Source organism: Enterobacter sp. HK-058-C-ECC (genome assembly GCF_047531125.1).
Lineage (GTDB): Bacteria > Pseudomonadota > Gammaproteobacteria > Enterobacterales > Enterobacteriaceae > Enterobacter > Enterobacter quasiroggenkampii.
Map to the genome: position 1 here is coordinate 794,836 of NZ_JBLKCH010000002.1, position 19,030 is coordinate 813,865.

The following is a 19,030-nucleotide window of genomic DNA, read 5'->3' on the forward strand; positions in this document are numbered from 1 at the left end:
GTCGCAGTGAGCGATTTTCTGGCATCTTAACCGAATCTGACTTTCCCATTTTTGTTCAAGTGACGAGTTTGCGAGCAAAGCGATGATAAAGTGGCCCTGGAAAACGAATGAGGCTGGCCGGGATGTGGCGCTGCCATGGGATGACGCGCTGACGATCCCTGTTCTGGCTAATCTAAACCCGGATGAACAATCGAAACTGGTTCAACTGGCGGATCGTTTTTTGCAGCAAAAACGCCTGGTGCCACTGCAGGGGTTTGAACTCGATCCCCTGAAAAACGCCCGCATCGCCCTGCTGTTCTGTCTGCCGGTGCTTGCACTCGGCATTGAGTGGCTGGACGGTTTCCACGAAGTGCTTATCTATCCCGCGCCGTTCGTGGTGGATGACGAATGGCAGGACGACATTGGGCTGGTGCATAACCAGCGCGTGGTGCAGTCCGGACAAAGCTGGCAGCAAGGGCCGATAATCCTCAACTGGCTCGATATTCAGGACTCGTTCGACGCCTCCGGCTTTAATCTGATTATTCATGAGGTGGCGCACAAGCTGGATACCCGCAACGGCGATCGCGCCAGCGGCGTCCCGCTGATCCCGCTTCGCGAGGTCGCGGGCTGGGAGCACGATCTGCACGCGGCGATGGATAACATTCAGGATGAAATAGACCTTGTGGGCGAGAGCGCGGCCAGCATTGACGCCTATGCGGCAACCGACCCCGCTGAGTGCTTTGCGGTGCTCTCCGAGTATTTCTTCAGCGCGCCAGAGCTTTTCGCGCCCCGTTTCCCGGCCCTGTGGCAACGTTTCTGCCAGTTTTATCAGCAGGATCCGCTCCAGCGCCTGCGGCAGAATGAGGCGTCTGGCGGGCATTCGTCCCGCCAGGTTCATTAAGCTTTTTCAGCAGGGGTACGCTCAGTTGACCATACCCCTATGCTCAGGGCTAAAAACAGCAGCGCCATTCCCCATGCGGCCACCGTTAACGAGTGCTCCCCGTAAAAGCGCGTCACGACCGGCACCAGCAGTGCGCTGACGCCGTAGCCTAACGTGTGGCTGGTGGCGATGACGCCCGCGCCTTTCCCTGTGGTCAGCCGATCGTTCAGCAGAAGCTGGTAGCCCGGCGTGGCCATCGCCGCCCCGAGTGACGTGATAACAATCCCCACGTAGAACAACATTAAACCGGCAACAGACATCAGCCCAAGCCCTGCCACCATCAGCACCGCCGCGATGCAGAGCAATGTCACCGGGCTGAAATGCTGCGGGCGGACCACCAGAAACTGTGCCGCGAGCGTGGCCAGCGCGGCCAGGCTCAGCAGGAGCGCGACATGATGGCTGATCTCCCGGGCGTTACCGTCCAGCAACGGGCTAAGATGCGGTGACAGGCCAATCTGCATCAGGCTCACCAGCGCCGCCAGCAGCAGCGCCAGCAGCAGGAACGGCAGCATGGAGGCCTGCAGGCGGGTTGCCTGGTGGGCTACCGGCGGCAGCGGCGGGTCAGCAACTTCGCGAAGCACCAGCAGCAGAGCGATAAGCGGCCCAACCGCCATCAGCCAGAGCGGTGCTACCGGATTAACGCTGAGCATCAGCGCCGCCAGCGGCGGGCCGAGCAAACGCCCGCAGCTGAGGCCGGAGCTTATCGTCGCCAGCGCCGCCATTCTTTTCTCCAGTCCCGCACGCTGAATCGCCCACGTCTGGGCCGCAGGCACCAGCCCCGAGACCGTCAGTCCGTAGAGCAGGCGCGAGAATATAAGCCCCGCCAGCCCCCAGACCGTATCCAGCCTTCCGGCCGCCATCGCCCAGACCACCAGCGCCATCACAACAAAACTGGCCAGATAGCCGCTTAGTGAGGCCAGCATGACGGACTTACACCCCTTCCGCTCGCTCTGACGCCCCCACCAGGGCGATGCCGGTAAAAAGAGCATGGATCCAAACATCAACAGCCCGGCCCAGACCGAGAGTGACAGCCCGGTCAGGGTCACCAGCTGCGGGAGCATCACCAGCAAACCGTTTTGCCCGATGCCCAGTAAACCCGCAGATAGCGCCAGGGGCCAGTTAGCTTTTGAGGTGACGTTTTCCGTCAAGGTTTCAGAGTCAGCGCGCATGAGAATGTGAACATAGTGTCAATAAATGTGTGGAAATTATGAAGTTTATGAAAACAAATATTGCAAAAATGGTTGCGACTGTAAACAGAATGAATATCATAACGAGAATTATTATCAATCATGGAATGAGGTACATCTATGCGTGCTCTGCTCCGCGCCGCCGGTACAGACGTTGCAGCCCAGTGTTTTTTAAACGCCCTGTTGCGCGAAACGAAGGACTGGCGCTATCTCCCCGCTACCGATGCGGATGCGCTATCTGAGATCCATATCCCGCTTTCCCAAACCCAGGCGCTTCGGGTGCCGGTACGCTATTTCTCTCCCACCCAGCATCATCAGTACCGTTTCCCGGCAACGCTTATTCAGAGCAACAGCGACCGCAGTGACGCTGTCACATTCTCTCAACTGGTTGATTTAATTCTTGAAAAACCGTCCGTAAAAGGCTCGCTGGATGCCGATACGCTGGCGCGTTTTAAGCAGCGCGTTCTCGAAAGCCATGTCCATACCTGGCAGGCGATTGATTTACGCCACCGCTGGGCAACCCTGCGCGATAAGCCTCTGACGTTTGCCGACGCGGAACAGGCGCTGCTGGTCGGCCATGCGTTTCACCCGGCACCGAAGTCGCACGAGCCGTTCAACGAAACCGAGGCGCGTCGCTACCTGCCTGATTTCGCCTCCCGCTTCCCGCTGCGCTGGTTTGCCGTTGAGAGCACGCTCGTTGCCGGCGACAGCCTGAACGTCTCCCTGCGTGAACGTCTGCTGCGCTTTGCGGCCCAGAGCGCGCCCGAGTTGCTCAGCCACTTCACCGACACCCGTTGGCTGCTGCCGATGCACCCGTGGCAAGCCGACTATCTGCTGGAGCAGAACTGGTGCCAGCGTCTGGCGAAAGACGGTTCACTGCAGGATCTGGGTGAAGCGGGCGCACAGTGGCTGCCCACCAGCTCCTCCCGCTCGCTGTACAGCGAGACCAACAGCGACATGATTAAGTTCTCCCTCAGCGTGCGCCTGACCAACTCCGTGCGCACGCTGTCGGTGAAAGAGGTGAAGCGCGGCATGCGCCTGGCGCGTCTGGCAAAAACGGAACGCTGGCAGGAATTACAGGCGCGCTACCCGACCATGCGCGTGATGCAGGAAGACGGCTGGGCGGGCCTGCGCGATAACAGCGGCGTCATTCAGGAAGAGAGCCTGATGGCCCTGCGCGTTAATCTGCTGTTCGATACGCCAGACACCCAGACCAACGTGCTGGTGAGCCTGACGCAGGCCGCGCCGGACGGCGGTGACAGCCTGCTCGCTGCGGCGGTGCGCCGTCTGAGCCAGCGTCTTGATTTACCGCTCGCCCAGGCCGCCCGCTGCTGGCTGGACGCCTACTGCGACCGCGTATTGCTTCCGCTGTTCAGCGCCGAGGCGGACTACGGTCTGGTCCTGCTGGCGCACCAGCAAAATATCCTCGTTGAGATGCAGCAGGATTTCCCGGTCGGGCTGATCTATCGCGACTGCCAGGGCAGCGCGTGGACCGAAAGCGCCGACGCGTGGCTGAAAGAGGCGGGTGAAACTGAGGTGGAAAACCGCTTTGGCGAGAGCCAGCTGCTGCGCTACTTCCCTTACTACCTGCTGCTGAACTCTACCCTTGCCGTTACCGCCGCCCTTGCTGCCGCCGGTTTTGACAGCGAGGAGAACCTGATGTCCCGGGTGCGCGACGCGCTGGCGGAACTGCGCCGCACGGCGAAGCAGACCCGCTGCCTCGACTACGTGCTCGACAGCCCGACCTGGAACTGCAAAGGCAACTTCTTCTGCTACCTGCACGATCGCAATGAAAACACCATCGCCGATCCGGCGGTGATCTATTTCGACTTTAGCAACCCGTTTTACAAGGAGAAGGCGTGATGGCTATCGCGAATATCGTCCATTCCGGCTATGGCTTTCGCTGCACCACAACGGATCGCACCCTGCCGCTGGCGTTGGGTCTCGACGGCAGCGCGGTGCTGGAGCGTCTGAAGGGGATCCCGGACGGCTGGCTGGTGGAAGCCCTGGATCAGCTGTTTGTGGCCGCCCCCGCGCTGACCGGCATTACGTTGCCGTGGGCGGACTGGCAGGATGAACCCCAGGCGCAGGCGCTGTTTGGCCTGGCCCACGGTGATTATCTGGCGCGCAATGCCTTCTGGCAGTTGCCGCTGTGGCTGAAAGGCGAACGGCATCAGGCGAGCGGCGGAATGCAGTTTGACGAGAGCCGTCAACTGTACTTCCCGCTGCGCCCTCACCGCCCGCAGGGCGAAGTGTATCGCCGTTACGATCCGCAAATTAAGCGCACCCTCAGCTTCCGCGTGGCCGACGTGGCGCTGGACGGCGAGCGCTTTACCCGCTGGATGAACAACCCGCGCGTGAACGCCTTCTGGGAGATGGCGGGCCCGCAGGCCGAGCAGGAAAACTACCTGCGCCGTCAGCTCGACTCGACCTACTGCTACCCGGTTATCGGCTGCTTCGACGACCAGCCGTTCGGCTATTTTGAACTCTACTGGGCGGCGGAAGACCGTATTGGCCGCCACTACCGCTGGCAGCCGTTTGACCGCGGGCTGCACATGCTGGTGGGCGAAGAGAACTGGCGCGGTGCGCAGTATATCCGCAGCTGGCTGCGCGGTCTGAGCCACTACCTGTATCTTGATGAACCGCGCACCACGCGGATTGTCGCCGAGCCACGCTTCGACAACCAGCGCCTGTTCCGCCATCTGGACTCTGCTGGTTTCGACACGGTGAAAGAGTTCGACTTCCCGCATAAACGCTCGCGCCTCATTATGAGCCAGCGTCACCGCTTCTTCAGCGAGGTGGGCCTGTGAACGCGCTCTGGGAAAAAGTTAACCGCGAGATGGTGGCGAAGATCCTCGCCGAGCTGGAGTATGAACGCACCCTGCGCGCCGAGCCGCTTGCGTCTGACGCCTGGCGCATCACCATGGGCAACGAGTCCTGGCAGTTTAGCGCCACGCGCGGGATCTGGGGCTGGTTGCATATCGACCCGGACAGCCTGACCACCGCCAGCGGTGCCGCCGTGGAGGCGGAGAGCGCGCTGCTGCAGCTGGCGAAGGTGCTGGAGATGAGTGACGCGCAGACGGCGGAGCACATGGAAGATCTCTACGCCACGCTGCGCGGCGACATACAGCTGCTGCAGGCGCGTGAAGCGCTGGACGCGGACGCGCTGATCCACCTCGACCCGGACGAATTACAGTGCCTGATGCGCGGTCACCCGAAGTTTATTTTCAACAAAGGCCGCCGCGGCTGGGGTCTGGACGCGCTGCGTCAGTACGCACCGGAGTATCGCGGACGTTTTCGTCTGCACTGGGTCGCCGTTCAGCGGGAGCATCTGGTCTGGAGCAGCGACGTCGATTGCGATATCAGCGCCCTGCTGGCCAGCGCCATGGACAACGCCGAGCGCGCCCGCTTTGACGCCCGCAGGCAGGCGCTGGGCCTCGACGAGAGCTGGCTGCCGGTGCCGCTGCACCCGTGGCAGTGGCAGCAGAAGATCGCCATTCATTTCCTGGCGCAGCTGGCACGCGGTGAGATGGTTGAGCTGGGCGAGTTTGGCGATGAGTACCTGGCACAGCAGTCCCTGCGCACGCTCACCAACGCCAGCCGTCGCGCGCCGTTTGACATCAAGCTCCCGCTGACAATCTACAACACCTCCTGCTATCGCGGTATTCCGGGCAAATACATTGCCGCCGGGCCGCTGGCCTCGCGCTGGCTGCAGCAGCAGTTCGCCAGCGACGCCACGCTTGCCCGCTCTGGCGCGCAGGTGCTGGGTGAGCCCGCTGCTGGATACCTCTCGCACCCGGGCTATGCGGCGCTGCCGAAAGCGCCCTATCGCTACCAGGAGATGCTGGGCGTGATCTGGCGCGAGAACCCGTCCTGCTATCTGCAGGACGGCGAACAGGCGGTGCTGCTGGCGGCGCTAATGGAAACCGACAACGCCGGGTGTGCGCTGATCGACGCGTGGATCAGTCGCTCCGGGTTAAGCGCCGACGCATGGCTGGAAAAAATGTTTGAGGCATCGGTGATCCCGTTCTATCACCTGCTCTGCCGCTACGGCGTGGCGCTGATCGCCCACGGCCAGAACGTGACGCTTGTAATGAAGAATTACGTCCCGCAGCGCATCCTGCTGAAGGATTTTCAGGGCGATATGCGCCTTGTGGATGAAGATTTCCCGCAGGCCCAGAGCCTGCCTGATCAGGTGAAGGCCGTCACGGCACGCCTGAGCGCGGATTACATCATCCACGATCTGCAAACCGGCAACTTTGTCACGGTGCTGCGTTTTATCTCACGCCTCACGCTGCAAAGTGGCGTCAGCGAAACGCGTTTCTATCAGATCCTCGCCGGGGTTCTGCACCGCTATATGGCCGCGCACCCCGAGCTTGCCGACCGCTTCGCGAAGTTCGACCTGTTTAAGCCGCAAATTATTCGCGTGATCCTCAACCCGGTCAAACTGACCTTCTCCGAACACGACGGCGGCAGCCGCATGCTGCCGAACTACGTCACCGACCTTGATAACCCTCTTTTTCTGGCCTCCCGGGAGTCAGCGCAATGAAAACCTATGATTTCATCGGCATTGGTATCGGCCCGTTTAACCTCAGCATCGCCGCGCTGGCGGAAGGGCTGGACGGCTTTAGCTCGCTGTTTCTTGAGCGCAAACCGCACTTTTCCTGGCACCCGGGGATGATGGTGCCGGACTGCCACATGCAGACCAGCTTCCTGAAGGATCTGGTCAGCGCCGTGGAGCCGACCAACCGCCACAGCTTCCTGAACTACCTGGTGCAGCGTAAAAAGTTCTACCGCTTCCTGACCACCGAACAGCGCACCGTTTCGCGGGAAGAATTTGCCGATTACCTGTGCTGGGCGGCGGACAACCTCACCAACCTGTCCTTTAGCCAGCAGGTGCAGCAGGTGAGCTTTGATGAGAAAAGCGGCCTGTTTGAGGTGGTGACCCAGCGCGACCGCTTCCTGGCGCGCCACGTCTGCGTAGGGATCGGTAAGCAGATCAACCTGCCGGACTGCGTCACCGTGCAGGACGATACCTGCTTCCACGCCAGCGAGATGATGCTGCGCACGCCGGATCTTACGGGCAAGCGCGTCACCGTCGTCGGCGGCGGCCAGAGCGGCGCCGACCTGTTCCTGAATATTTTCCGTGGCGAATGGGGCCAGCCGCTGAGCCTGAACTGGGTCTCGCGCCGCAACAACTACAACGCGCTGGATGAAGCCGCCTTTGCTAACGAGTATTTCACGCCGGAGTACGTGGACAGCTTCTCCACGCTCGGTGAAGAGGCGCGTCGGCAGATGCTGCACGAGCAGAAGATGACCTCCGACGGCATCACCACCGAGTCACTGCTGGCGATTTACCGCGCGATGTATCACCGCTTCGAAGTGCTGCGTGAAAAACCCTGGGCGCACCTGATGCCGTCCCGCTCGGTGACAGCCCTGACGCGCCTGGAAAACGGCCAGCGCCTGAGCATACAGCATCACCTCGATGGCGGCCGCGAGCAGCTGGAGAGCGACGTGACGATCTTTGCCACCGGCTATCGCGCCGTGCAGCCTGCGTTCCTGGCGCCGCTGTCTCACCGCCTGCATCTGGATACGGACGAAGCCTTCTGCATCAACAACGATTTCACCCTCGAATGGGACGGTCCGCAGAGCAACCGCCTGTTTGCCGTGAATGCCGGGATGCACCGTCTCGGCATTGCCGAACCCCAGCTCAGCCTGATGGCCTGGCGCGCGGCGCGCATTCTGAATCGCGCGCACGCCGACGAGCCGTTTGAGCTGGCTACCACCCCTGGCGTTATCCACTGGCGAAGCACCACCAGCCCGGAGAACAGCCAGGTTTTTAAATCATTAGCAAAAACCACCGAGTACTGACACACACAATCAGGGTCAACATAACAATGAAACGTTCTCATCTTTGGGTTTTAAATCCTTGTTTGCTTGCAATGCTTTCTACCTCTGCGTGGGCGGAAGAACAAAAGGAAGAAAATATCGTGGTCTCCGCCAGCCGTGCGCACCGCAGCGTGGCGGAGATGGCGCAGACCACCTGGGTCATTGAGCGGGCTGAAATTGAGCAGCAGGTTCAGGGTGGGAAAGAGATTAAAGAAGTGCTGGCCCAGCTGATCCCGGGCATGGACGTCAGCAGCCAGGGGCGTACCAACTACGGCATGAACCTGCGCGGCCGCTCCATGATGGTGATGGTGGACGGCGTGCGCCTGAACTCGTCCCGCAGCGACAGCCGCCAGCTGGACTCTATCGATCCGTTCAACATTGACCGTATCGAGGTTATCTCCGGCGCCACGTCACTCTACGGCGGCGGCAGCACCGGTGGTCTGGTGAATATCGTCACCAAAAAGGGCCAGCCTGAGACCGAAGTCGAGTTCCAGACGGGTGCTAAAAGCGGGTTCAACAGCCACAACGACCATGATGAGAACGTATCGGCAGCGGTCAGCGGCGGCAACGATAACGCGTCCGGTCGTCTGTCGGTGTCGTATCAGCGCTACGGCGGCTGGTATGACGGCAACGGCGACGAGGTGATTATTGATAACACCCAGACCGGCTTACAGTATTCCGACCGTATCGATGTGATGGGCACAGGCACCCTCAATATTGACGATCACCAGCAGCTGCAGCTGACCACTCAGTACTACAAGAGCGAGTCCGACGGCAAGCATGGTCTGTATCTCGGGAAGAACTTCTCGGCGGTCACGGGGGATGCGACCGCGTACAACAAAGGTAACCTCGATTCTGACCGCGTGCCGGGTACCGAGCGCCATCTGATCAACCTGCAGTACTCTAATACCGACTTCTGGGGCCAGGATCTGGTCGCGCAGATTTACTATCGCGACGAGAGCCTGACCTACTATCCGTTCCCGACCCTGACCAAAGGCGTGGTCAGCAGCATCGGCGCGTCGCAGCAGAAAACCGATTTTTACGGCGGCAAGCTGACGCTGAACAGCAAGCCGGTGGATGATTTGACGCTGACCTGGGGTATGGATGCCGACCACGAAATCTTCGACGCCAACCAGCAGTTCTTTAACCTGAGCAAAGCCGCGGCGAGCGGCGGCATGGAGCTGGATAACGCCTACAACGTGGGCCGCTACCCGGGCTACAGCATCACCAACCTCGCCCCGTTCCTGCAGGCCAGCTACGATATTGACGCCATCACCCTGAGCGGCGGCGTGCGCTACCAGTACACCGAGAACAAGGTAGACGATTTTGTCGGTTACACCCAGCAGCAGGCCATCGCTACCGGGAAAGCCACCTCCGCCGACGCGGTGCCGGGTGGGAAAACCGATTACAACAACTTCCTGTTTAACGCCGGGATCCTTGGTCGCCTGACCGAACAGCAGCAGGTGTGGTTTAACTTCTCTCAGGGCTTCGAAATTCCGGACCTGGCGAAGTACTACGGCTCCGGGACCTATCAGCTCAGCAACGGTCACTATCGCCTGCTGAACAGCGTCAACGTCAACGACTCGAAGCTGGACGGTATCAAGGTCAACGCTTATGAGCTGGGCTGGCGCTACACCGGGGATAACCTGCGCACGCAGGTTGCGGCGTATTACTCGCTCTCGGATAAAACCATCACCATCAACAAGACGGACATGACCATCAACCTGGAAGACGACAAGCGTCGTATCTACGGGGTGGAAGGCCAGGTGGACTATTTCTTCACCGACAGCGACTGGAGCACGGGCGCGAACTTTAACGCCATTAAGTCTGAAACCCGCGAAAACGGGAAATGGGAGAAGCTGACGGTCGACAGCGCCAGCCCGTCAAAAGCCAGCGCGTGGATCAACTGGGCGCCGGGCGACTGGACCCTGCGCGTACAGAGCACGCAGACCTTTGACGTCTCTGACGCCGACGGCAAGAAGATCGATGGCTACAACACGGTCGACTTCCTGGGCAGCTACGCCCTGCCGGTGGGTAAAGTCAGCTTCAGCGTGGAAAACCTGCTGGACAAAGACTACACCACCGCCTGGGGCCAGCGCGCGCCGGGGCTGTATAGCCCAACCTATGGTGCACCAGGTCTGTATACCTACAAAGGCCGCGGACGGACGTTTGGTCTGAACTACTCCGTTCTGTTCTAATCCTGCGCGCCGCCTGCGGGCGGCGCATTTTGCTGTGTAATTTCGAAGCGAATTTACTATTAAATCAGCGATTTGCTGAAATTGTCGGCAAACGAACGAAAAGTGCGTTTTCACCCTTTGACAAGGCGTAGTGAGGTCGCTACTATGCGCCTCGTTCACACGATTCCTCTGTAGTTCAGTCGGTAGAACGGCGGACTGTTAATCCGTATGTCACTGGTTCGAGTCCAGTCAGAGGAGCCAAATTTGAAAAGCCTGCTTTTAAAGCAGGCTTTTTGCTTTTCTGCGTCGGGTAAAATTGTCGGGTGGCGGCTTCGCCTTACCCGACCTACGGGACCGTAGGCACGGTAAGCGCAGCGCCACCGGGCAATAAACCGCTGTTTTCATCAATTTACCTCTGTCTTATCGTGACTCGTGGGCAGCCGGGCAATCACCTTTATCTCAAACTGGAATCCGTACAGCCACGTCACGCCGATCCCCGTCAACGTAGGGTAAGGCGCTTCCCCCCAATATTCTGGCAGGATACTCCAGATAGCGTCGAGGTTTGACTCGGGATCGACGACAAAGAGAGTCACGTCAACCACGTCACTGAACGTGCAGCCCGCAGCCGCTAGGACAGCATTAAGGTTATCGAATGCCAGCCGGACCTGCGCTTTCAGATCGGGTTCAGGCGAACCATCCTCGCGGCTACCCACCTGCCCCGAAACAAACAGGAAACCGTTGGATTTGATGGCGGGTGAATACCGATTGCGCTCATAGAGCACCTGCCGACCGGAGGGGAAAACTGCTTCGCGTGCTGTCATGTTTGTACCTTTGCAATGAGGCGAAATCTGCCCGGTGAACATACAGACACTTTACAGGTGCAGGTTCTGGCGGATAAACAAGCGACTTTGTCCATCATTGTTTGTAATATCCAAACAATCGGTGAAAAGAGAGGACAAGTGATGGATCGTTTCGATGCGATGCGCGCCTTTGCTCGCGTGGTGGAGGCAGGTAGCTTCACAAAGGCTGCCCAAACGCTTCATATGAGCAAAACCACGGTGACGCAGCTTATTCAGCAGTTGGAAGCGCGCCTGCGCGTCAAGCTGCTCCATCGCACCACCCGCAGGCTCGGCGTCACTCCCGATGGCGCGATCTACTACGAGCGCGTCATCCGCCTGCTGGCGGACATAGAAGATGCTGAAAACAGCCTGTCCAGCGCGACGATGACGCCCAGGGGACGCCTGCGGATAGATGTGCCCACTCCTCTCGCCCGCCTGGTGCTGGTGCCCGCGCTGCCGACTTTTCACGCACGCTATCCTGATATCCAGTTCGACATGGGTGTGAGTGACCGGGTGGTGGATCTGATCGGCGACAACGTAGATTGCGTCCTGCGCGGTGGCGAAATTAACGACCAGTCCCTGATCGCACGCCATGTCGGCGATTTGCAAATCGGTGTTTACGTCGCACCGAGCTATGTGGAACGCCTTGGCGCCCCTGCGCATCCGCGTGAGCTGGACAACACCGACCATCGCATAGTGGGATTCTTATCCTCACGCACCGGTAAGATTGATCCTCTGGTACTGCACAGCGAGAGTGAACATATTGAAATCAAGGGCAGCTACGTGCTTGCAGTGGATGATGGCAATGCTTACCTCGAAGCTGGGTTAGCGGGATTAGGCGTAATTGCGCTACCCGTCTATATGGCAGAAGCGCATCAGGCTTGTGGTTCCTTGATTCGGCTGTTCGAACATTGGCGTATTAAGCCAATGCCCCTGTACCTGGCATTTCCACCTAACCGCCATGTCAACGCCAGACTGCGCGTTTTTATTGATTGGATCGTTGAATTGATGCAGCAGCATGTCCCAAATTCCAATAATAAGTAGCAATATCCCAGCCTCTGATTCGCTTTTCTGAGTATTGTTTTATCTCCTGCCGTCACCAAATAAAAATCACTTCCCCGCTCTGCCACCGGAGCGAAATCATCTCGGGTAAGACCACGAACGCTGAAGGCCAGAGCGTCACGGTTACAGCATACTTTCTTTACTGAATCCGTTAATTACCGCGCTACCGTAATATCCCTTCTCCTACTGGTTCCTCTTATATATTCCATTGCTAAAAATGATGCTCACACTGTGTGCATCACGAATAATAGTGCATTTGCAGAATATATCGACCCGACAGTAGGAAAATTCGTTTTATCTGTCTTTGATAATCTATCTTGTCTTGATGCAAATGAAAATCCTGTTATTCGCCCGATGAATGACAATGCAACAAGCGATGCTTATTCAACACCTCCGGCTCGCATTCTTTTCTATGCAGTAGACTTAGCTGCCAAAACAGCTGTGGAAATTCATGCACCGATTGAACTGCCCACAAAACCTATCGTCCAGTGGACTGATTTTATGGGTGGCGTTTTTGACCATGATGATTACTTCGCTATTTTTACCTGCCACGCTCGTTCATTCTTTATTAGCGATGTGAATGGTAATATGATTGCAACTATCTACGATGTAATTTCTTTACCTGATGGTGCGCCTCAATTCCCTGGGGAGGCCTATCGTGCAAGATTGTTTAACGAAAAGGAGCTTACTGACGTAATCACTACGGCACCCATTCATGCAAATTTGTAAAAAAGTATAATTATAATAAATAGATGCAATTGATCATCAGATTTTTATAACCAATTGACTTCTCTGCATAAATTAAAAGGGTTCATGTATCTACATGAACCCTTGACGAAATACACCACGTATTGAGAACCTATCCCGCAAGTTTATCGTTATAGTCATGCATCAGGGAAAGAAGAACCTGCGTTACACGCCCTGCAGAGAGTTTGGCACTATGGGTAAAATTCGTTTGTTTGTATAGCCAATCGATAAAGTGCCTACTGGCCTTCAAAGAGAGCATTTTAGCATTATTGATATCACCACCGGTTAACGGGCAAACCATCTTGAGATTTTTGCCCTGCCCCCAAAGCTGCCACTGAGTTTGCCACCAGCCGTGCTGTGTTGTTCGCTGAAAAGTCCAGGGTATATCGCACTCCCCCTCATGGATCTCCTCTTCTATAAACCAAAGCTCGCCTTGCCGCTCGCGAAACAGATCTGCCCAGGCGGTAATGGCGGCTCCACGAAGAAAGCATTCGTGTGAAATAACGTGCATTTTTACCTCAGGAAAAAGGATGTTCAGCACGCGAAAATGCCCGTGAGCGGCGATGACGGGACGCAGTATCGCACCTCTGGCATTACGCTTGAGGGCCGCACTGCCATACTGAATTTCATCAAACTGGCTCCGACGTAGAAATTGCATTTCACGCATATCAACACGACTGACAATATCATGTTGATGCAGATCGGGCTCACGCTTCCCTCGCCAGCGATAACGCAAAGTCTCACCAATATCATGCTGAGTAAAATTTGTGGAAAGATGAAGAATATGACCACTGTCAGCATCGAAGCTAAGCAGAACATACAATTTCTGTTCTGCACAACTTCCCTGGAACGGCACAATAAGTGGAACCGTTTCAATGCATGCAGGGGTTACTCTTTTTCTTTGTTTTTGCTGTTTGGGTGTCCAGACTTTCCTGCAAATTCGGCACTGAACGCGCTGTGTTCCCTGCGGGTTATAACCATAAAAAATAATATCTTGCCTATAACATTCAGGACAAAAATAACCGTTTTCTGAAGCATAGGCGCGTAAGTGCGCAGACAACCATTCATTAAAGTGTTGCTCATCAAAAAGCGGGGGATAACTTCCGCATGCCCGACAGTGTAATGCCGGAAATCCCAGTCTGTAGTCTGGCCAACTGTAGTCTGTAGAGGCAGATATGGGTAGCCCTAAATTTCGGCAACCAAACGATTTGCAGGTATTAATCGTAAATAGAGTCACTATGCGTCACCAACGATTTCAAGAGGTCGATGATTTTGCCTCATACCTCCAGACTGATTGTGTGAGCAGACTCGCATAAAAAATGCTTTCAGAACGTAAAGTAACGCATCTTTATATAACTGAAAGGAACGGGTTATGAATATAAAAGCGGTTACCGCAGGTATTTTGTTGGCATTACCATTTTGGGCATGCGCCAAGGATGTCACGCTTATTTATACCAACGATCTCCATGCGCATGTGGAACCTTATAAAGTCCCCTGGATTGCTGACGGGAAACGCGATGTTGGTGGTTGGGCGAATATCACCACCCTGGTGAAAGAGGAAAAAACCAAAAGTAAAGCAACATGGTTTTTTGATGCAGGCGACTATTTTACAGGCCCTTATATTAGTAGTTTAACGAAGGGAAAGGCTATTATTGACATTATGAACACCATGTCGTTTGATGCTGTCACGATAGGTAATCATGAATTTGATCATGGCTGGGATAATACGTTATTACAGTTAAGCCAGGCGAAATTCCCTGTTGTACAGGGCAATATATTTTATCAGAACAGCAACAAACTATTCTGGGATAAACCTTATACCATTGTCGAAAAAGATGGCGTGAAAATTGGCGTCATTGGTTTGCACGGCGTGTTTGCCTTCAATGATACCGTTTCTGCGGCCACGCGCGTAGGTATTGAAGCGCGAGATGAAATTAAGTGGCTGCAGAGCTATCTCGATGAACTGAAAGGAAAAGCTGACCTGACCGTATTGTTGGTTCATGAAGGCACGCCGGCGCGTCAGTCCAGTATGGGAGGGACAGACGTACGCCGTGCCCTGGATAAAGATATTCAAACGGCAAGCCAGGTGAAAGGTCTGGACATTCTGATTACGGGACATGCGCATGTCGGTACGCCGGAACCGATTAAAGTCGGCAAGACGCTGATCCTCTCGACCGACAGCGGCGGTATTGATGTGGGTAAACTGGTACTGGACTACACGAAGCCGCATCAGTTTACGATGAAAAAATTTGAGCTTAAAACCATTTATGCAGATGAGTGGAAGCCCGACCCGCAGACGAAACGGGTAATCGACGGCTGGAATAAGAAACTTGATGAAGAGGTTCAAAAAACGGTGGCGCAGTCGCCGGTTGAATTGACGCGTGCGTATGGTGAATCAGCCTCTCTGGGAAATCTGGCTGCGGATGCTTTGCTGGTGGCAGCGGGTAAAAATACACAGCTCGCCTTAACAAACTCGGGGGGTATCCGCAATGAGATCCCGTCTGGTGCGATTACAATAGGCGGCGTGATCAGTACGTTCCCCTTCCCTAACGAACTGGCCACGATGGATCTCACGGGTAAACAGTTGCGTACGTTGATGGAACATGCCGCAGGCCTAACTAATGGCGTTTTGCAGGTATCAAAAGGCGTGGAAATGAAGTATGACAGCAGTAAACCCATCGGTCAGCGGGTCGTCTCATTTACCCTTAATGGTAAACCGATTGAGGATGCGACAGTCTATCACATTGCCACCCAGAGCTTCCTTGCCGACGGCGGAGATGGTTTTACCACATTTACCGAGGGTAAAACGCGTAATACAACAGGCGGTTACTACGTTTCTAACGCCGTGATCGATTACTTCAAAGCGGGCAATACCATTACTGATGAACAGCTTAACGGCATGCGCGTAGTTGATGTTAAAAAATAAAGGCTAAGATCGCAGACATATTCCAGAAGCGACTATTCCGTTAACAATCAATTTGACCGCATAGCGTAAAAGGGTTCTTGCATTTGCACGGACCCTTAACAGGAATAGTACGCTTTTTGAAAGGGACGGATTATTAAGCTACAGCTATGGACATGATTATGAATAAAGCGTTCAGGATCCGGTCAACTGCCGGCAGGCACGATCTCTTTCTTAAGCCCCGCATTCACGCACCACGTTTTCCACGACTCCATGGAAAAATAAGATGACTCTTTGCAATGTCAGACGGCGTAGCGGGCAGCACGCCCCCGTTATAGCCCGGTGCGGCCCCCACAATAAGCTCATCGGAAAAAAGATAATGGCTTTCACTCCCTTCCCGGTTCCCCTGCCCCATCCGTATCGCCATATCTATCCCTTCCTGCTGCAGGCGCTGGCCTGGATGCGCAGGGTGATAAGCGGATATTTGGCCCGAAAACGAGCCAGTTGCGGTAATAACCAGTGGCATCCAAATGACGGCACCATCGCCAGCATCACGCAGCCAGGACGGGCGACGGCTTCAAAGCTTCGTAAACTGGCAATGGGTGGGAAATCCGACATGAAAGGACTTCCTTATCTGCGCTGGATATACAGCGGCAACCTGACCATATGTCAGTAATACTAACCCTTGATACTGAAGAAATAGATTACTGCAGGTGCGTCCGGTCACCACAGTGCCTAATCAGGTGGCCATTACCAGCACGGTTGTCTGGACGTTTATGCAGTCGATGATCCCGCACGTCGTTAGTGCAGCGGAGTTTAGCGCGATCCAGTCGCTTGCCGAATCATTCGAATCACAGGCGGTCTTTAGAAAATACCCATTCAGCTAAGTGGCGAGCCCGGTAAGCACTCGCCACCGGGCAAACCCGCACCTAAATCTGATAATCAATCGCCACTTCTTCCGGCTCCATGACCTGACGTTTAATCTCATCCACCGACAGCCCGGCGTTGCAGAGCTCGATAAAGCGCCACACATAGTTGCGCTGCAGCTGTCCACGCTTCAGGCCGAGCCATACGGTGTTGGCGTCAAACAGATGACGTGTGTCAAGACGCACCAGGTTCCCGTCTTCGCGTTCTCCACTGGACTGTTCCGCCACCAGCCCAATGCCCAGCCCCAGTTCGACGTAGGTTTTGATCACATCAGAATCCTGCGCGCTCAGCACGATGTCCGGCGTTAACCCTTTACGGTTGAAGGCTTCATCAATACGCGAGCGTCCGGTGATCCCCTGGCGGTAGGTAATGAGTGGCCATTTCGCAATGTCTTCCAGCGTCAGGGGAGAAACCTGATTCAGCGGATGATCGACCGGAAGTAATAAGCAGTGGTACCAGCGGAACCAGGGGAAAGCCACCAGCAGCGGATCGTTGCTCAGGCGTTCGCTGGCAATGCCGATATCCGCCCCACCGTTTTGCAGCAGCACTTCAATTTCCTGCGGCGTGCCCTGGATAAGCTCCAGACGGACGTCAGGGAAAAGTTCGCGGAACGCTTTAATCACCGGCGGCAGGCTGTAGCGCGCCTGGGTGTGGGTGGTGGCGATGGTGAGCACGCCCGAGGCGTCATTGGTGAAGAGATCCGCCAGGCGACGCACGTTGCTGGCCTCGTTGAGGATCCGCTCAGCGATGGTGAGCAAAGCCTTACCCGGCTCCGTCATGCCGAGCAGCCGCTTGCCGCGACGGATAAAGATCTCTATGCCCAGTTCCTCTTCCAGCTCGCGGATATGGCGGCTGACGCCGGACTGGGAGGTATAAAGCATATTGGCGACCTCGGTCAGGTTGTAGTCCCGCCTGGCCGCCTCACGGATAATTTTAAGTTGCTGGAAATTCACGATTCACTCCGGCGCATCTGACATAGCTCTATTGTTAGAGTCAGCCGTGCTGCAGAACAAATAATAAAAACCAGCATCTTATGCTTTTATGGAATATCAGCTCACGAGCTGGAGTTCACGGTTCTCAAGCGATGGCTTGCTGACCAGCGACATCAAAATCTCTTTTACCGCCTGCGCCTGTGGCGACAGCGAACCGCGTGCGGACATGTTCAGCGACAGCGGCAGGCTCATGGAAGGCGTGGTGATCCGCGCCATCCAGCCGTTTGCCGCACTGCACAGCGAGCGTGCTGCGGATTCCGGCAGAACGGTCACCCCCATGCCGCTGGCAATGGCTGCGGTCAGCGTGGAGATCGAGTCGATTTCGCCTATGATTTTGGCCGTCAGGCGGCGCAGGGAGAACGCTTCGTCCACGCGCACGCGCACGGCACTGTAGTCGCGCGGCAGATAGAGGTTCATTTCTGCCACGGCGGTAAGGTCGACGCTCTGGCCCGGGCAGTCGCGGGTGCCCACGAGGTAGAGATCTTCTTTCAGCAGCGGCTGGCTGGTGATCCCGGCAACCGGAGAGCGATCGTAAAGGACCGCCATGTCCAGCTGGCCACTGAGCAGTTTATCATTCAGGACAGAACCGCTGTTTTCGTGCAGATAGACCAGCACTTCAGGCAGCTCAGCGCGGACGGCCTGCAGAAGCGGCATGGTAATGGACGATGCCGCCGTACCCGGCGCCAGCCCGATGGACACGTGTCCGCTCAGGGTCTGGCCCACGTTATTCACCGCCAGCTGCGCCTGTTCACACTGGCGAAGAATGGTGCGCGCATGGGTATACAGGATCTTACCGGCTTCCGTTGGCGTGACGCCGCGTTTGGTGCGGATCAACAGCTGCTGATCCATCTCGCCTTCCAGAGTAGCCACCTGCTGGCTCAGCGCAGGCTGCGCGATATGCAGCACTTCTGCCGCTTGAGTCAGGCTGCCGATATCGACGATTTTTACGAAGTATTTCAGTCGTCTTAAGTTCATTTTGCCCCCTGTTCGAAATGCTGTGCCGGAACCGGCTGTCGTTGTTGAACAGGTTTTGCAATATGAATGCCACTTTTACCAGGCGGTCTGAATTGGGCGCTAAGCGCCTGAAAATAAGGAAACCTAATCATGGAGGGGGGTTTTATTACCGAAACAGCAGTTTATGATCTGCCCCATTAGAGGTATATCCGCACCAAAGCGGTGCATTCCGCTGTCAAAAACATCACTTTGCCGATTTTGTCAGCAAACGATCAAAAGGCGGCGATCCACCCTTTGACAAGGTGAACGCAGGTCGATAATATGCGCCCCGTTCACACGATTCCTCTGTAGTTCAGTCGGTAGAACGGCGGACTGTTAATCCGTATGTCACTGGTTCGAGTCCAGTCAGAGGAGCCAAATTTGAAAAGCCTGCTT

15 protein-coding genes, 2 tRNA genes and 1 pseudogene are annotated in these 19,030 nt (G+C 56.1%); 12 read left to right on the forward strand and 6 right to left on the reverse strand.

The annotated features are described in order from the left end of the window. Window positions 1–82: 82 nt before the first annotated feature. Window positions 83–880 (forward strand): DgsA anti-repressor MtfA, encoded by a 798-nt coding sequence (gene mtfA, locus ACMWJS_RS08015; RefSeq protein WP_048029376.1) that lies wholly within the window; start codon window positions 83–85, stop codon window positions 878–880. Here mtfA and ACMWJS_RS08020 read toward each other — a convergent pair. Continuing rightward, a complete protein-coding gene (locus tag ACMWJS_RS08020) occupies window positions 877–2,088 on the reverse strand; it encodes an MFS transporter (RefSeq protein WP_414746904.1) in 1,212 nt (403 codons plus the stop codon). The genes mtfA and ACMWJS_RS08020 overlap by 4 nt on opposite strands. A 138-nt stretch (window positions 2,089–2,226) precedes the next feature. Between ACMWJS_RS08020 and ACMWJS_RS08025 the strand changes: the two genes are divergently transcribed. The 6 genes from ACMWJS_RS08025 to ACMWJS_RS08050 all read left to right on the forward strand — a co-directional run bounded on the left by ACMWJS_RS08025 (window position 2,227) and on the right by ACMWJS_RS08050 (window position 10,433). Continuing rightward, window positions 2,227–3,969, forward strand: a complete 1,743-nt coding sequence (locus ACMWJS_RS08025) for an IucA/IucC family protein (RefSeq protein ID WP_414746905.1) — start codon at window positions 2,227–2,229, stop codon at window positions 3,967–3,969. After that, window positions 3,969–4,916 carry a GNAT family N-acetyltransferase gene (locus ACMWJS_RS08030; RefSeq protein ID WP_414746906.1) on the forward strand — a complete coding sequence of 316 codons (948 nt, stop codon included), beginning with the start codon at window positions 3,969–3,971 and terminating at the stop codon, window positions 4,914–4,916. The genes ACMWJS_RS08025 and ACMWJS_RS08030 overlap by 1 nt, the downstream gene beginning before the upstream one ends. Next, on the forward strand, window positions 4,913–6,655 hold the full coding sequence (gene iucC / locus ACMWJS_RS08035; RefSeq protein WP_414746907.1) for an aerobactin synthase IucC: 1,743 nt from the start codon (window positions 4,913–4,915) through the stop codon (window positions 6,653–6,655). The genes ACMWJS_RS08030 and iucC overlap by 4 nt, the downstream gene beginning before the upstream one ends. Beyond that, window positions 6,652–7,977, forward strand: coding sequence for a lysine N(6)-hydroxylase/L-ornithine N(5)-oxygenase family protein (locus ACMWJS_RS08040; protein WP_223539215.1), 1,326 nt, complete (start codon window positions 6,652–6,654; stop codon window positions 7,975–7,977). The genes iucC and ACMWJS_RS08040 overlap by 4 nt, the downstream gene beginning before the upstream one ends. A gap of 26 nt (window positions 7,978–8,003) precedes the next feature. Continuing rightward, on the forward strand, window positions 8,004–10,193 hold the full coding sequence (locus tag ACMWJS_RS08045) for a TonB-dependent siderophore receptor (RefSeq protein WP_414746908.1): 2,190 nt from the start codon (window positions 8,004–8,006) through the stop codon (window positions 10,191–10,193). 164 nt (window positions 10,194–10,357) lie between these two features. Next, window positions 10,358–10,433, forward strand: a tRNA-Asn gene (locus ACMWJS_RS08050). 143 nt (window positions 10,434–10,576) lie between these two features. Here ACMWJS_RS08050 and ACMWJS_RS08055 read toward each other — a convergent pair. Continuing rightward, window positions 10,577–10,993, reverse strand: coding sequence for a RidA family protein (locus ACMWJS_RS08055; RefSeq protein WP_414746909.1), 417 nt, complete (start codon window positions 10,991–10,993; stop codon window positions 10,577–10,579). A 141-nt stretch (window positions 10,994–11,134) separates the two neighbouring features. Between ACMWJS_RS08055 and ACMWJS_RS08060 the strand changes: the two genes are divergently transcribed. Then, entirely contained in the window at window positions 11,135–12,055 is a 921-nt protein-coding gene (locus ACMWJS_RS08060; protein ID WP_414746910.1) for a LysR substrate-binding domain-containing protein, read from the forward strand. Window positions 12,056–12,304: 249 nt separating this feature from the next. Beyond that, window positions 12,305–12,802, forward strand: coding sequence for a hypothetical protein (locus tag ACMWJS_RS08065; RefSeq protein WP_414746911.1), 498 nt, complete (start codon window positions 12,305–12,307; stop codon window positions 12,800–12,802). Window positions 12,803–12,932: 130 nt separating this feature from the next. On the opposite strand, the gene ACMWJS_RS08070 is transcribed toward ACMWJS_RS08065, so the two are convergent. After that, the gene (locus tag ACMWJS_RS08070) at window positions 12,933–14,060 is read right to left on the reverse strand and encodes a cytoplasmic protein (protein WP_414746925.1); all 1,128 of its coding nucleotides are present in this window, start codon (window positions 14,058–14,060) and stop codon (window positions 12,933–12,935) included. Window positions 14,061–14,192: 132 nt separating this feature from the next. Between ACMWJS_RS08070 and ACMWJS_RS08075 the strand changes: the two genes are divergently transcribed. Next, window positions 14,193–15,746: a bifunctional metallophosphatase/5'-nucleotidase gene (locus tag ACMWJS_RS08075; RefSeq protein ID WP_414746912.1), complete on the forward strand. Its 1,554-nt coding sequence runs from the start codon at window positions 14,193–14,195 to the stop codon at window positions 15,744–15,746. Between the two features lie 188 nt (window positions 15,747–15,934). Here the strand turns inward: ACMWJS_RS08075 and ACMWJS_RS08080 are convergent. Continuing rightward, window positions 15,935–16,340, reverse strand: a pseudogene (locus tag ACMWJS_RS08080) (LysR substrate-binding domain-containing protein); the annotation flags it as partial. 113 nt (window positions 16,341–16,453) lie between these two features. Here ACMWJS_RS08080 and ACMWJS_RS08085 point away from each other — a divergent pair. Further along, window positions 16,454–16,609 carry a hypothetical protein gene (locus tag ACMWJS_RS08085; protein ID WP_414746913.1) on the forward strand — a complete coding sequence of 52 codons (156 nt, stop codon included), beginning with the start codon at window positions 16,454–16,456 and terminating at the stop codon, window positions 16,607–16,609. A 42-nt stretch (window positions 16,610–16,651) separates the two neighbouring features. On the opposite strand, the gene cbl is transcribed toward ACMWJS_RS08085, so the two are convergent. Then, window positions 16,652–17,602, reverse strand: a complete 951-nt coding sequence (gene cbl, locus ACMWJS_RS08090; protein WP_414746914.1) for an HTH-type transcriptional regulator Cbl — start codon at window positions 17,600–17,602, stop codon at window positions 16,652–16,654. A gap of 96 nt (window positions 17,603–17,698) precedes the next feature. Further along, window positions 17,699–18,616 (reverse strand): nitrogen assimilation transcriptional regulator NAC, encoded by a 918-nt coding sequence (gene nac / locus ACMWJS_RS08095; protein ID WP_045908128.1) that lies wholly within the window; start codon window positions 18,614–18,616, stop codon window positions 17,699–17,701. A gap of 320 nt (window positions 18,617–18,936) precedes the next feature. On the opposite strand from nac, the gene ACMWJS_RS08100 reads away from it, so the two are divergent. Then, window positions 18,937–19,012 (forward strand) — tRNA-Asn (locus ACMWJS_RS08100). Window positions 19,013–19,030: the final 18 nt, after the last annotated feature.